Origin of the sequence: Nitrospirillum guanabarense (genome assembly GCF_034653355.1) — a bacterium.
Taxonomy (GTDB): Bacteria; Pseudomonadota; Alphaproteobacteria; order Azospirillales; family Azospirillaceae; genus Nitrospirillum.
This window is the reverse complement of the sequence record NZ_JAYEER010000004.1, coordinates 2,227,225-2,241,562: the sequence shown is the minus strand read 5'-3', so window position 1 is coordinate 2,241,562 and position 14,338 is coordinate 2,227,225. Positions and strand designations below refer to the sequence as shown.

Below are 14,338 nucleotides of genomic sequence, written 5' to 3'. Positions count from 1 at the left end.
AGATGAGCGAGATGATCGAAAACGGCAGCCCCCTGACGCGATCCGAGACCGGCGCCGAGTTCGTCGAGCGCTACCGTGCCAGCGCCCGCCGGCTGGAGGACGCGCACGTCTGGTCGCCGGAGATGGAGCATGACGCCTGTGGCGTGGGCTTCGTCGCGGCCATCGACGGCAAGCCCCGTCGCTCCGTGGTGGAGAAGGCGGTGGAGGCGCTGAGCGCCCTGTGGCACCGCGGCGCCGTCGACGCCGATGGCAAGACCGGTGACGGCGCCGGCATCCACCTGCAGATCCCGCAGAGCTTCTTCCGTGAGCATGTGGCCCGCAGCGGCCACCTGCCGCCCGACGGCCTGATCTCGGTCGGCCAGGTCTTCCTGCCCCGCACCGACATGGAGGCGCAGGAGCGCTGCCGCTGTATCGTCGAGACGGAGATCCTGAAGTTCGGCTACACCATCTACGGCTGGCGCCAAGTCCCCATCAACATCGAGATCATCGGCGAGAAGGCCAACGCCACCCGCCCCGAGATCGAGCAGATCATGGTGGGCAACCCGCGCAACATCCCGGAAGACCAGCTGGAGCGTGACCTCTACGTCATCCGCCGCCGCATCGAGAAGGCGGTGAAGGCGGAGAGCATCAGCGACTTCTACATCTGCACGCTGTCCTGCCGGTCCATCATCTACAAGGGCATGTTCCTGGCCGAACAGCTGACGTCCTTCTATCCGGACCTGCTGGACGAGCGCTTCGAGTCCAACTTCGCCATCTACCACCAGCGCTATTCCACCAACACCTTCCCCACCTGGTGGTTGGCTCAGCCCTTCCGCATGCTGGCGCACAACGGTGAGGTCAACACGCTGCGCGGCAACGTCAACTGGATGAAGGCGCACGAGACCCGCATGGGTCACGAGATCTTCGGCAACCTGATCGAGGACGTGAAGCCCATCATCCCCGCCGGCGGGTCGGACAGCGCCTGCCTGGACGCGGTGTTCGAGGTGCTGGTGCGCTCCGGCCGCTCCGCCCCCATGGTCAAGACCATGCTGGTGCCGGAGGCCTGGTCCGACCGCGAGACCATGCCGCAGAACCATCGCGACCTGTACAGCTACGCCAACGCGGTCATGGAGCCGTGGGACGGTTCGGCGGCCCTGGCCATGTATGACGGCCGCTGGGTCGTGGGCGGCATGGACCGCAACGGCCTGCGCCCGATGCGCTACGTCGTCACCGGCGACGGCCTGCTGATCGCCGGTTCCGAGACGGGCATGACCAAGGTCGAGGAATACTCGGTCCGTGAGAAGGGGCGCCTGGGCCCGGGGCAGATGATCGCCCTGGACCTGGCCGAGGGCCGCCTCTACAAGGACCGTGAGATCAAGGACACCCTGGCCGCCAGCAAGCCCTACGGCAGCTGGGTGCGCCACATCACGGTGCTGGACGATCTGGTCAAGGGGGCGCCCGCCGCCACGGCCGAACTCAGCCGCGACCAGCTGCGTCGCCGCCAGGTGGCCTACGGCATCTCCATGGAGGATGTGGAGACCATCCTGCATCCCATGGTGGAGGATGCGAAGGAGGCCGTGGGCTCCATGGGCGACGACAGCCCGCTGGCCGTGCTGTCCGACCGCTACCGCGGCCTGCACCACTATTTCCGCCAGAACTTCAGCCAGGTCACCAACCCGCCCATCGACAGCCTGCGTGAGCAGCGGGTGATGAGCCTGAAGACCCGCCTGGGCAACCTGGGCAACATCCTGGACGAGGATGACAGCCAGACCCGCCTGCTGCAGCTGGAGACCCCCGTCCTGACGACGGCGGAATTCATCGCCATGCGCCGCTACATGGGCGACACGGCGGCGGAGATCGACTGCACCTTCGATCCCGAGGGCGGTGAGTTCGCCATGACCGACGCCCTGCGCCGTGTGCGGCAGGAGGCGGAGGACGCCGTGCGCGGCGGCGCCACCCACCTGATCCTGACGGACGAGGCCATGGGCCCGGACCGGGCGGCCCTGCCCATGATCCTGGTGACCGGCGCCGTCCACACCCATCTGATCCGCCAGCAGCTGCGCACCTTCACCTCGGTGAACGTGCGGGCGGGCGAGTGCCTGGACGTGCACTACGTCGCCGTGCTGATCGGCGTGGGCGCCACCACTGTCAACGCCTACCTGGCGCAGGAGGCCATCGCCGACCGCCAGCGGCGCGGCCTGTTCGGCGACATGCCCCTGGAGAAGTGTCTGGAGCGGTACAAGAAGGCCATCAACGAAGGCCTGCTGAAGATCATGTCCAAGATGGGCATCTCCATCGTCTCCAGCTACCGCGGCGGCCTGAACTTCGAGGCGGTGGGCCTGTCCCGCTCGCTGGTGGCCGAGCACTTCCCCGGCATGATCAGCCGCATCTCCGGCCTAGGGTTGGTCGGCATCCAGAAGGACGCGCTGGAGCAGCATGCGCTGGCCTGGAACGAGGAGGTCGTGGCCCTGCCCATCGGCGGCTTCTACAAGTTCCGCAAGGGCGGCGACCGCCACGCCTGGGAAGGCGGCCTGATCCACCTGCTGCAGCAGGCGGTGTCCAACGACAGCTATTCCACCTTCAAGCGCTACTCCGAAGGCGTGCACAAGCGCCCGCCCTTGCAGTTGCGCGACCTGCTGGACTTCCGCCCCTCCAAGGGCAAGGTCCCGGTGGACGAGGTGGAGAGCATCACCGCCATCCGCAAGCGCTTCATCACCCCCGCTATGTCGCTGGGCGCGCTCAGCCCCGAGGCGCACGGCACGCTGAACGTCGCCATGAACCGCATCGGCGCCAAGTCCGACAGCGGCGAGGGCGGCGAGGATCCGGCGCGCTTCAAGCCGGACGCCAACGGCGACAACTGGAACTCCGCCATCAAGCAGGTGGCGTCGGGCCGCTTCGGCGTCACCGCCGAATACCTGAACCAGTGCCGCGAGATCGAGATCAAGGTGGCCCAGGGCGCCAAGCCCGGCGAGGGCGGGCAGCTGCCCGGCTTCAAGGTGACGGAACTGATCGCCCGCCTGCGCCACAGCACGCCCGGCGTCATGCTGATCAGTCCGCCGCCGCACCACGACATCTACTCGATCGAGGATCTGGCGCAGCTGATCTACGACCTGAAGCAGATCAACCCCGATGCCAAGGTCTGCGTGAAGCTGGTCAGCCGTTCGGGCATCGGCACCATCGCCGCCGGCGTGGCCAAGGCCGGCGCCGACGTCATCCTGGTGTCGGGCAATGTCGGCGGCACCGGCGCCTCGCCCCAGACCAGCGTGAAGTTCGCCGGCCTGCCGTGGGAGATGGGCCTCAGCGAGGTGCAGCAGGTGCTGACGCTGAACCGCCTGCGCCATCGCGTCACCCTGCGCACCGACGGTGGCCTGAAGACCGGCCGCGACATCGTCATGGCGGCGATGCTGGGGGCCGAGGAGTTCGGCGTGGGCACCGCCAGCCTGATCGCCATGGGCTGCATCATGGTGCGCCAGTGCCACAGCAACACCTGCCCGGTGGGCGTGTGCGTGCAGGATGAGAGCCTGCGGCAGAAGTTCGTGGGCACGCCGGAAAAGGTGGTGAACCTGTTCAGCTTCATGGCGGAAGAGGTGCGCGAGATTCTGGCCAGCCTGGGCTTCCGCACCCTGCGCGAGGTCATTGGCCGCACCGACCTGCTGCATCAGGTCAGCCGCGGCGCCGTCCACCTGGACGACCTGGACCTGAACCCGCTGCTGGCCCAGGCCGACCCCGCCGGGGACAGCGCGCGGTACTGCACCCAGGTGGGCCGCAACGAGGTGCCGGACACGCTGGACGCCCAGATGATCCGCGACGCCCGCCAGCTGTTCGACGACGGCGAGAAGATGCAGCTGGCCTACAACGTCCAGAACACGCACCGCGCCATCGGCACCCGGATGTCGGCCATGATCACCCGCAAGTTCGGGATGAGCGGCCTGCAGCCTGGCCATTGCACGGTGCGGCTGCGCGGTTCCGCCGGCCAGTCTTTGGGCGCCTTCGCCGTCCAGGGCCTGACCCTGGAGGTGTTCGGCGACGCCAACGACTATGTCGGCAAGGGCCTGTCGGGCGGCACCATCATCGTCCGGCCCATGACGGCCACGCCGCTGAAGTCGAACGAGAACACCATCATCGGCAACACGGTGCTGTACGGGGCCACGGCGGGCAAGCTGTTCGCCGCCGGCCAGGCGGGTGAGCGCTTCGCCGTCCGCAACTCCGGCGCCACGGTGGTGGTGGAGGGCTGCGGCTCCAACGGCTGCGAGTACATGACCGGCGGCATGGTGGTCATCCTGGGCGGCGTCGGCGACAACTTCGCGGCCGGCATGACCGGCGGCATGGCCTTCGTCTATGATCCGACGGGCACCCTGCCACTGCACATCAACCCCGACAGCGTCATCTTCCAGCGCATCGAGGTCCAGCATTACGAGGACATGCTGGTGTCCCTGATCGAGGAGCATGTGGCGCGGACGCAGAGCCGCTGGGCCATGACCCTGCTGAACGACTGGCCGCTGGTGCGCGGCCACTTCTGGCAGGTTGTGCCCAAGGAGATGCTGCACAGCCTGGCGGTGCCCGTCGTCCCGCCGCAGGCGCTCAGCGCCGAGTAACCTTTTCCACTCTCGGACGCCCCGGTTTCGACCGGGGCGTCTTCCGTGAAGGGAGCCCCACGAAGAGGGACGAAGGAGAGGGGGCAAGGGGGTGCCGGCCGGCACCCGCCACCGCCCTCCGGAAAACGCGACCGCCGCCGGAGGCATTCCGGTGGCGGTTTTTGTTGGCGGCCCTTATTGCTCGGACGCAGTCGCCGGATCCACCGGCCCGTCGCCGTGCCTGTCGCGGACCATGGCTTCGCCCTTGGTTTGAAAGACCGGGCCGCCGGCATAAGTGAAGTAGATTTTACGTTGGCTAAAGGCCACGTAGACGCGGTGGGACCGCAGGAAATCGGCGCCCAAGATCATGTCGACGTTGCTGCCGAGGATGTCATCCAGCTTGCGGTCGGTGACCAGTTGGCCCGCGCCGTCCTGGTACGCCAGGTAACGCATCTTGGCGTTCTTGATGGTTTCATCGCCGATGCTAACGCTTCCGAACGTGCTGATCAGGGTCGGGATGTATCGTCCAATGAGGCCCCGCAAGGCGCCTCCCGGCGTCGCGTCTGCTTCTGGGCCGGTCCCGACCGCGGCTGTGTCGCGCGCTAGGCGACGCATGGCCTTGGCGTCCAGCAGGCTGACGGTGGCGCCGCTATCGACGAAGGCGTGCAGGGGCTGGCCGTCCACGGTGATGACGAGGCGGATGGAGTCGCGGGTGGGCCATTTGTCGTCCATGTCCACCATGCTGTAGGAATTGGCCCAATAGGCCAGTTCCACCTTGTCACAGCCTTCCGGCTTATAGAGGTTCAGCAGGTTATGGGCGAAATCGAATTCCAGGTCGTGTCCTGACAGGAAATCCATCCCCAGTACACCCACGACGTCGTCGCCGGCCCCGACATCGTTGTCGCCACCCACCAGCACTCGAATGTCTTCGCCCCGGTAGGTACCCATTTCCAAGGTGTCTATGGTGGTCCGTCGCAACGGCGCGGCGCCGTCCATGCCGATCAGCAATCCGCCTGTCTTGCGGGTGTGCAGATTCAGGCGTGTAGCAGCCGGCCGGCTGAGGATCGAACTGTCTGCCCCGGTGTCCAGCAGGAAATGCACGGACGTGCCATTGACGGTGGCGTTGATCAGCGGCTGGTTACCGTCCATGGTGACCGGCACGACGCCGACCTTGGCCAGTTTGCATGACGGCGCGGCGATGGCGTTCGCCGACCAGATGGCGGAGGATAGCGCACAGGCGGCCAGTCCTAGGGCCAGGCGCTGGCGCCAATGACGTGAAATCATGTAAAGCTGTTCCCCCAACGATCACGGCCCCCGCCGCGAAGCGGTAATAATAACTCAGATGATTGTACAGGGATGCGGTGAAGGTGGGGACGGGGTCAGTCTTTCGGAGCCGTCGTGCCGCCAGCTCTCTGCAAGGCGGGGCCCGTTACCTGGAAGACGGGGCCGCCGTTGTAGGTGAAGTACAGCCTGCTCTGGCTGTGGGCGATCAGCACGTGGTGGGCTTTCAGGAAGTCCGCGCCCAGCAGCATTTCCGGCCGATTCTGGGTGTTGTCGATGGCGAGGCGGGACCCAGCTTCGGTGTAGGTGCCCATGCCGAACAGGTCGGCGAAACGCAGCTTGGCGTGCTTGATCGTCTCATCCCCCAGGGTGAAGCCGTCGAAGACGCCGACCCAATCCTGCACGCCCTTGGCGCCGATGCCTTGGGCCTTTTCACCCATGACCACGCCGGGTGTTTCCGGGGTGAGCCCGGCGCGCGCCGCCGCTTGCAGGGAGAGGACGGAATAACTGGCGCCACTGTCCAGGATGGCCCGGACCGGCTGTCCGCCCACCGTCACGTCCAAAGTGATCTTGGGATTCTGCGGGTTCACGGGACGCATGTCGGCGGTCATCGCCGCGTCCGACCAGAAACCCAGGAAGGCGGTCTCGCACCCGCGTGGCTGGTAGAGGTTGATGACGCCCTGGGCCAGGTCGAACTCCACGTCGAACTTGCGGAACACATCCTCACCCAGCAGGCCCACCACGTCGGCGCGGCCGAAGGCACGCTCCCCCGACACGCTCAGGGGCATGTCGGTGACCGTATGCTGGCCCAGGGTGAAGGTGGGGATACGGGTGGTCTGGATGTCACTGCGCCCGCCCACGCCGCTCAGCGTGCCGTTGCGGCCGCTGAAGGCCGGAAGCCCCAACTCCTCCGCCTTGCTGCGCAGGATCATGCTGAGCGAGGCGCCGGTGTCGACCAGGAAATAGACGGGGTGGCCGTTGACCTCCACCTTCACCAGCGGCTGGTTGCCGTCCATGACCACTGGCAGGGTGTCCGACTTGATCATCTGGCAGGTGTCGGCGGCCTGGGCCGTCGTTCCGCCGACCATGGACAGGGCCAACAAGGCGACCCCGGCAAGCAAAGCCCGCGACCGCATGCGCATCTGTTTCCCCATTTCCCGCCCGGCCATAATCGTTCGCATTTATGCACATAGAGGAGTGCACGCAAACAGTGTGGGGATCAAGCGCCGCGACGGGAAACGGGCCACCGCCGCTATTGCCCTTGGGCCTTCGTTGGGGCGGCGGCGGACGGCTCCGTCTCCTCATCCGCTTTGACGCCGCGGGATACTGAGGTCAGCGCCGGGCCCACCACCTGGAACACCGGCCCGCCCTGGTAAGTGAAATAGACCTTGCGCTGGCTGGACGCGATATAGACGCGGTGGCTGCGCAGGAAATCCGCCCCCAGATACATGTCGGTGTCGCCGTATGAGGTGCTCAGGCGGCTGCCGACATAGGTCGTGCCCACGCGGTTATACAGGTCGGTCACGCGCAGCTTGGCATGGCGGATGGTTTCATCGCCGATGCTGAAGCTGTCGAAGGTGCCGATATGGCTTTCGACGGCATAGCCGTTGGCGCCTTGCAGGGTCCCGGCTTTCGCGCCATCACCGGCGATGACGTCGATGCCCACGCGCCGGGCCACGCCTTCATCCAGCACGGTGATGCTGGCGCCGCTGTCCAGTTCGGCGTGCACGGTCTGGCCGTTGACCAGCACGGGAACGCGGATGCGGGAGCGGTTGCCGCGCACATCGTCCATGTCGGTGACGTTGTAGCTGTTCGACCAATAGGCCAGGACGTCGTTGTCGCACTTTTCCGGCTTGAACAGGTTCAGCAGGTTGTGGGCCAGGTCGAATTCCATGTCGTAGCGCTCCAGCAGGTCCATGCCCAGGGCGCCGACGGCATTGTCCCCCAAGGACCCATAGCCGCCGACATAGACCCGGACATCGCGGCCATGCCAGGTGCCCAGTTCCAGGCTGTCCATGGTGGTCTGCAACAGGCGGCTGGTTCCGTCGATGCCGATCATCTCGCCTTGCGCGTCCACCGCCTTCAGGCCTAAGGGGGCCAGCGACGACCGGGTCAGGATCGACATCCAGGCGCCGGTGTCGACCAGCATGCGCGCGGGCTTACCGTTGATGGCCACACGGGCCAGCAGGATGTTGCCGTCCATCTCCAGGGGAATGGCCGCGACCTGGGCCAGCTTGCAGGAGGAGGCCGCCTGGGCGGGGGCGGAAGGCGGGAGCAGGGCCAGCGCCATCAGGGCGAATGCCGACATGCTCGCGCGGATTTTCGTAATCGTGTGAATCCCCATGATGTCCCCTAACCCCTTGGCCTCTGCTTGGTTTGTATCTCTTTTGGCGGCCCGCTCCCCGTGACTCCGTCGAGAGCCCCACGATGCCGTCGTTTGCGATGACGATGTAGAATATCGCTGCGAATTCGCGCGTAAAGCGATAGTCGGCAACGAAACGCCGCATATCGATCAAACGCTCCGCACCCGTGCCACCGCCCGCTTCCAGCCGTCGTACAGGCGCTCCCGCGCCGCCGGGTCGGCGGCGGGCTCGAACCGCCGTTCTTCCCGCCACAGGGTGGATATCGTGTCCAGGCTGGGGAACAGGCCCGCCGCCAGGCCGGCCAGGAAGGCGGCGCCCAGGGCCGTCGTCTCCGTCACCGCCGGCCGCTCGACCGTCAGGTCCAGCTGGTCGGCCAGGAACTGCATCAGCCAGTCGTTGGTGACCATACCGCCGTCCACGCGCAGGGCGGTCAGGGCGCAGCCGCTGTCGGCCGCCATGGCGTCCATCAGGTCGCGGGTCTGGTAGCAGACGGACTCCAGGGCCGCGCGCACGATGTGACTGATGCCGCTGTCACGCGTCAGGCCCAGGATGGCGCCGCGCGCGTCGGGATCCCAATAGGGGGCGCCCAGGCCGGTGAAGGCCGGCACCAGGTAGACGCCGCCGGTATCGGCCAGCGCCTCGGCATGGCCCTGGCTGGCCGCCGCGTCCGGGATCAGCCTCAGCCCGTCGCGCAGCCACTGCACCGCCGCTCCGGCCACGAAGATCGACCCCTCCAGCGCGTAGCTGGCGCGGCCGTCCAGGCGGTAGGCCAGGGTGGTCAGCAGGCGGTGGTTGGACGGGCGCGGCGTGTCGCCGATATTCATCAGGGCGAAGCAGCCGGTGCCGTAGGTGCTCTTGATCATGCCGGGGCCCAGGCAGGCCTGGCCAATGGCGGCCGCTTGCTGGTCGCCCGCCATGCCCAGCACGGGGATGGGCCGGCCCAGCAGGTCGGCGGTGGAGACGCCGAAGGCGCCGGCGTTGTCCAGCACCCGGGGCAGGATGGCCGCCGGGATGCCGAACAGGCGCAGCAGCTCCGGATCCCAGTCCAGGGTTTCCAGGTTGAACAGCAGGGTGCGGGCGGCGTTGGTGGCGTCGGTGGCGTGCACCTGGCCGCCTGTCAGGCGCCACAGCAGGAAGCAGTCGATGGTGCCGAAGGCCAGCTCCCCCGCCTCGGCCCGCGCGCGGGCGCCAGGGACCGTGTCCAGGATCCACGCCAGCTTGGTGGCGGAGAAATAGGGGTCCAGCAGCAGGCCGGTACGCCGGCGCACCATGGCCTCCGCGCCCTCGCGGCGCAGGGCCTGGCACAGGCCGGCGGTGCGGCGGTCCTGCCAGACGATGGCGGGATGCAGCGCCTCCCCCGTCCGCCGGTCCCACACCAGCGTGGTCTCGCGCTGGTTGGTGATGCCGATGGCGGCCACTCGGGCGGCGTCCACACTGGCCTTTTCAACCACGCCCCGGCAGACCGCCACCGTGTCGCGCCAGATGTCCTCCGGATCATGCTCCACCTGGCCGTCGGCGGGGTAATGCTGCGGCAGCTCGCGCTGGGCCGTGGCCAGGGGCCGTCCGGTGGCGTTGAACAGGATGGCGCGGGTGGAGGTGGTACCCTGGTCGATGGCCAGGATCAGGTCGGCGGGCATGGTGGGCCCCTCCCTCAGGGTCTTGTTATCACGGCGTCCGGTCGCCCCGTGCGCGGTACGCCGACGGTGCGTCGCAGGCCCGGGCCTGTCAACGGCGGGACCGGAAAAAGCTATCCAGAAGGGGGCGAAAAGTCCTGCGTAATGGGGTTGACGCCGAACTGTAACAGGCGCACCATCTGTCTTACCGAAGCACTCAGGAGGCATCAGAAACCAGATTAGCCCACCAGATCAGGTAAATCGTCGAATGCACGCAGTATTCGATGTGTTGCCCGTAACCAGGAGGGTGTGTCAAATCATGACTCCACCGATGCGTACTGTATGAGCTGTGTGACAGCTCCACACATATAGCGATTGCTGATGCCGGTTACTGACCGGTGTATCGCTCGATGGACTATCTGAGCTTCACTGAAGCCAACAGAACCCCCGCAGCCCTGACCGGCGCGGGGGTTCGCTTTTGTGGGTGGCCTGGCCCCCACCTTTCCCCAATTTCCGGTTCGACGATGTCCGCCCCGCTTCCTGAAGCGGCATATGGGGGTGCGCGTCGTGCTCACACCCCTTATATAGGGGATGGCGGTGATGCGGCCGCCGAAGGAGTTGAGGGCCGGGACCAATGGGGTTGATGGGCCTGCTGCGCGGCATGGGGCTGACGGCCCCGAAGAAGCCCGCGCCGAGAACCAGGACTAAGGCGCGGGTGGCGCCGACCACGGTGTCGCAATTGCGCGTGGCCGGCATAGCCCAGCCGGTCGAGGTGCGGCGCAGCCCGCGCGCCCGCCGCCTGTCGCTGAAGGTCGACAGCGCCACCGACACCGTGCGGGTGACCGTGCCGCCCCGCGTGGGCGATGCCGAGGTCGCGGGCTTCGTCGGCCGCCACCTGGACTGGGTGAACGCCCGCCTGGCGGCCCTGCCGCCGCGCCAGCCCTTCATCGACGGCATGGCGGTGCCCCTGCTGGGGCGTTCGGCCATCATCCGCCACGACCCCGGCCGCCGGGGCGGCGCCCGCCTGGTCGAGGGGCCGGCCGGCCTGGACCTGTGCGTGGGCGGGGAGGCGGAGTTCCTGAACCGCCGCGTCACCGATTTCCTGAAGGCGGAGGCGCGGCGCCACCTGTCGGCCCTGACGGCGGAAACGGCCGCCCGCGCCGGCATGCGCGCCACCGCCGTTTCCGTGCGCGATACCCGCAGCCGCTGGGGCAGCTGCTCCGCCACCGGCCGCATCAGCTATTCCTGGCGCCTGATCCTGGCCCCGTCGCAGATCGTCCACTACGTCGTGGCGCACGAGGTGGCGCACCTCAAGGAGATGAACCACGGGCCCAAGTTCTGGGCCTTGTGCGCCGATCTGGCCGGCGACGTCGACAAGCCCCGCGCCTGGCTGAAGGGCCATGGGGCGAAGCTGCACCGCTACGGATGACGTCTCAAGGACTTTATTTCAAGAGATCTCGAAAGAGACTTGAAAATTATTGATCTGATTTAGGTGCATTCTGCGTAATGGCGCTGCCAGACAGTTTGCATCTAGTCGATTTCGCTGCCCCATCGCTTGTATTGGGGGTGGATGATTTGGGAGGTGAGCTTCCATTTGTTTCGCCGGGATTTTGGCCGGCTAATGCTTTAATGACAGCAGGGCTGCCGCCATCCGCTGATGCGATTCTAGCGTTTTGTGCTTGTTGCTGGCAGTCGACAGTCTGAGCTGCGTTGTCATTTAGCATTTGTACTATGGCATGTGTCCAGGTTCCCGCTTGGGCATAGATCAGTAAATCATTCGCAGCCTGCCACATATTGGTGTAGATGTCGATTCTTGCAAGAAATATTGCCTCTTGATTGGCTCTATCCTTGATCATTTGAGCTATTATCAGCTCAATTGATTTGGAATAGAGGATATCGTTGTTGACCTTTGCTTTTGTTCCGGTGAGTCCTGCTGTGATTGCGCTTAGAATTTGAGATGTCGTTCCGCCCGTTAGCGCGCCGGCAGAGCCAAGGCCAATATTGGCGACGTCGACGAACGTGTTGCCGGCGTTAAAGGCTGTCATTAGGCTATCAGCATAATGTTGAAACCTAACGTCAATAAGCTGTTTCAACGCCCAGGCGCAGGCTTGAATGGCGGCTTTTTCTTTTGAATCTTCAATATTTACGCCACATGTTTTTGGCAAATACCCAGGATCTTCAACGATCTGGGGTTTCTCAGTTCCAGATGTCTGCGCTTGGAAAAGCCAGACGCCATCATCAATAACCGGCCCACCATTTGAAAGATTGGAAAATAGGCCAGTCGTCCCGCAACCGCTCAGTAAGGCCATGGCAGTCATTGCCGCCGGCCTGATCAAGGACCGCACACGCATTTGGGGGCTCCAGTGATGCTGGATATGCCAGTACGTGTAACTTAATCCGCGAGGTAATGCTATAGAAATATATCTGAAGTTGTATTGTAATAAATGAACTCTAGCAAGCCCACAACATGAAGTCGCATCATACTGTGGGCTTACGAGCCATAGGATGGGCTTAAGCGACGGCCTCCAGCGCCTTCACGCCCGGCAGCTCCTTGCCTTCCAGCCATTCCAGGAAGGCGCCACCGGCGGTGGAGATGTAGCTGAAGGCGTCGGCCGCGCCGGCATGCTCCAGGGCCGCGACGGTGTCGCCGCCGCCGGCCACGGACAGGACGGTGCCGGCCTTGGTCAGGTCGGCCACGATCTTGGCCACGGCGTTGGTGGCGGCGTCGAAGGGCTCGATCTCGAAGGCGCCCATGGGGCCGTTCCACACCACCGTCTTGGCGGTGGCCAGCTTCTCGCCGTAGTAGGCGATCGTGGCGGGGCCGGCGTCCAGGATCATCTCATCGGCGGCGATGTCGCCGGGGGCGGCGATGCGCGAGGGGGCGTGGGCCTTGAACTGCTTGGCCACCGCGCCGTCCTTGGGCAGCAGGATCTGGCAGCCGCCGGCCTCGGCCTTGGCCAGGATGGCGCGGGCCTGGTCGGCCATGTCCTTCTCCGCCAGCGAGGCGCCGACGTCCACGCCCTGGGCGTAGAGGAAGGTGTTGGCCATGCCGCCGCCCAGCGCCAGGATGTCGACCTTGCCCACCAGGTTCAGCAGCAGGTCCAGCTTGGTGCTGATCTTGGCGCCGCCGACCACGGCGGCCACCGGCCGCTGCGGCTGGCCCAGCGCCTTGGACAGGGCCACCAGCTCCGCCTGCATCAGGCGGCCGGCGGCGGCCGGCAGCAGGCGGGCCAGCGCTTCGGTCGAGGCATGGGCGCGATGGGCGGCGGAGAAGGCATCGTTGACGTAGATATCGCCCAGCTTGGCCAACTCGGCGGCGAAGGCGGGGTCGTTCTTTTCCTCACCGGCGTGGAAGCGCAGGTTCTCCAGCACCAGCACCTGGCCCTTTTCCAGGGCGCGGATGGCGTCCTGCGCCGGCTTGCCGATGCAGTCGCCGGCGAAGGCCACCGGGGCGCCCAGGGCGTCCGACAGGGCCGGCACCACCTGGCGCAGGGAGTTCTTCTCGTCCGGGCCGTTCTTGGGCCGGCCGAAATGCGACAGCACGACGACCTTGGCGCCCTTGGACGCCAATTCCTTCAAGGTGGGGACGAGACGGACCAGGCGGGTGGCGTCCGTGACCTGGCCATCCTGCACGGGGACGTTGAGGTCGGCGCGGACCAGCACGGTGCGGCTGGCGGGGGCGATGTCTTCTAGGGTCTTGAAAGTCATGGCGTCGGTTCCCGGCCCGTATCAAGGTGGAATGGCGTGAGACGGGGCCAAGGAAGCATAGGCGGGACCCTGTTGCAACCGCACAAGGCGCCCGGCTACACCTCTCTGGCCGAAAGGCGGAGCCCGCGTCATCTCATCGGGGCTCTCGGAAATGGGGACGCCCGCGTGATCTACTACATCCTCTTTCTGGTCATCCTGTCCCTGGTCACCCTGGTGCTGGCCCGTCGGGGCGTGCTGGAGGGGCGGGTGCTGGCCGCCGGCCTGCTGGTCCTGCCCGGGGTCATGGCCATGGAGGATTGGGCCGCCCGCGACATGGGCGCCCTGGGCCTGTCCGGCGGCCATGTCGGGCCCGTCACCCTGCTGCTGATCCTGGGGGCCTGCGTGGAGGAGGCGGGGCGCTACCTGCTGCTGTCGCTCAGCAACCGCGACACCCGGGCGGCGGTCAGCGCCGGCTATGCCTGGGCGGCGTGGGAGCTGGGCGTGGCCGTCTGGGCGCTGGCGCGCGGCATGCTGCCGCTGTGCGCGGCCGGCAATGTCCATTGTCTCAGCCTGGGCTTCCCGCCGCTGCTGGCCCTGGGCGCGGTGCTGGTGGCGCGGTCGGTGCCCAGCCTGCTGCATGTGGCCCTGTCGTTCGGCCAGCTGTGGGCGGTGCGGGCCACGTATCTGGCGGCGCGGACGCTGTGGTTCGTGCTGATGGTGGTGGTGCATCTGGCCATCAACCTGGCCATCGTGCGGCATGGTCACCTGTGATGGGCGCACCTGTCCGCGCTGAAAGTTTAACCATTCACCATATTGTCGGCGCCTGGGGCGTCCTATAGCG

The 14,338-nt window shown here is 66.3% G+C and carries 9 protein-coding genes; 3 read left to right on the top strand and 6 right to left on the bottom strand.

What is annotated here, in order from left to right:
* Positions 1 to 11: 11 nt before the first annotated feature.
* Positions 12 to 4,574: a glutamate synthase large subunit gene (gene gltB / locus UAA55_RS28415; RefSeq protein ID WP_322957778.1), complete on the top strand. Its 4,563-nt coding sequence runs from the start codon at positions 12 to 14 to the stop codon at positions 4,572 to 4,574.
* A gap of 174 nt (positions 4,575 to 4,748) precedes the next feature.
* On the opposite strand, the gene UAA55_RS28410 is transcribed toward gltB, so the two are convergent.
* The 4 genes from UAA55_RS28410 to glpK all read right to left on the bottom strand — a co-directional run bounded on the left by UAA55_RS28410 (position 4,749) and on the right by glpK (position 9,834).
* A complete protein-coding gene (locus UAA55_RS28410) occupies positions 4,749 to 5,837 on the bottom strand; it encodes a retroviral-like aspartic protease family protein (protein WP_322957038.1) in 1,089 nt (362 codons plus the stop codon).
* Positions 5,838 to 5,932: 95 nt separating this feature from the next.
* Positions 5,933 to 6,970, bottom strand: a complete 1,038-nt coding sequence (locus tag UAA55_RS28405; protein WP_322957036.1) for a retroviral-like aspartic protease family protein — start codon at positions 6,968 to 6,970, stop codon at positions 5,933 to 5,935.
* Between the two features lie 116 nt (positions 6,971 to 7,086).
* Entirely contained in the window at positions 7,087 to 8,142 is a 1,056-nt protein-coding gene (locus UAA55_RS28400) for a retropepsin-like aspartic protease family protein (RefSeq protein ID WP_322957035.1), read from the bottom strand.
* A gap of 204 nt (positions 8,143 to 8,346) precedes the next feature.
* On the bottom strand, positions 8,347 to 9,834 hold the full coding sequence (gene glpK, locus UAA55_RS28395; RefSeq protein ID WP_322957034.1) for a glycerol kinase GlpK: 1,488 nt from the start codon (positions 9,832 to 9,834) through the stop codon (positions 8,347 to 8,349).
* A 619-nt stretch (positions 9,835 to 10,453) separates the two neighbouring features.
* Here glpK and UAA55_RS28390 point away from each other — a divergent pair.
* Complete coding sequence (locus UAA55_RS28390; protein WP_322957032.1) at positions 10,454 to 11,239, top strand: M48 family metallopeptidase; 786 nt, start codon at positions 10,454 to 10,456, stop codon at positions 11,237 to 11,239.
* Positions 11,240 to 11,285: 46 nt separating this feature from the next.
* Here UAA55_RS28390 and UAA55_RS28385 read toward each other — a convergent pair whose 3' ends face one another.
* Together UAA55_RS28385 and UAA55_RS28380 are read right to left on the bottom strand one after the other, a co-directional pair.
* Positions 11,286 to 12,128, bottom strand: coding sequence for a DUF554 domain-containing protein (locus UAA55_RS28385; RefSeq protein ID WP_322957030.1), 843 nt, complete (start codon positions 12,126 to 12,128; stop codon positions 11,286 to 11,288).
* A gap of 193 nt (positions 12,129 to 12,321) precedes the next feature.
* A complete protein-coding gene (locus UAA55_RS28380) occupies positions 12,322 to 13,518 on the bottom strand; it encodes a phosphoglycerate kinase (RefSeq protein ID WP_322957029.1) in 1,197 nt (398 codons plus the stop codon).
* Between the two features lie 165 nt (positions 13,519 to 13,683).
* On the opposite strand from UAA55_RS28380, the gene UAA55_RS28375 reads away from it, so the two are divergent.
* Complete coding sequence (locus UAA55_RS28375) at positions 13,684 to 14,268, top strand: hypothetical protein (protein WP_322957028.1); 585 nt, start codon at positions 13,684 to 13,686, stop codon at positions 14,266 to 14,268.
* Positions 14,269 to 14,338: the final 70 nt, after the last annotated feature.

Excerpts from the sequence above, each read along its gene's own strand:
- UAA55_RS28410 (WP_322957038.1), bottom strand. The coding sequence starts at position 5,837 with ATGATTTCACGTCATTGGCGCCAGCGCCTGGCCCTAGGACTGGCCGCC.
- gltB (WP_322957778.1), top strand. The coding sequence starts at position 12 with ATGATCGAAAACGGCAGCCCCCTGACGCGATCCGAGACCGGCGCCGAG.
- UAA55_RS28405 (WP_322957036.1), bottom strand. The coding sequence starts at position 6,970 with ATGCGGTCGCGGGCTTTGCTTGCCGGGGTCGCCTTGTTGGCCCTGTCC.
- UAA55_RS28380 (WP_322957029.1), bottom strand. The coding sequence starts at position 13,518 with ATGACTTTCAAGACCCTAGAAGACATCGCCCCCGCCAGCCGCACCGTG.
- glpK (WP_322957034.1), bottom strand. The coding sequence starts at position 9,834 with ATGCCCGCCGACCTGATCCTGGCCATCGACCAGGGTACCACCTCCACC.
- UAA55_RS28400 (WP_322957035.1), bottom strand. The coding sequence starts at position 8,142 with ATGTCGGCATTCGCCCTGATGGCGCTGGCCCTGCTCCCGCCTTCCGCC.
- UAA55_RS28385 (WP_322957030.1), bottom strand. The coding sequence starts at position 12,128 with ATGACTGCCATGGCCTTACTGAGCGGTTGCGGGACGACTGGCCTATTT.
- UAA55_RS28390 (WP_322957032.1), top strand. The coding sequence starts at position 10,454 with ATGGGCCTGCTGCGCGGCATGGGGCTGACGGCCCCGAAGAAGCCCGCG.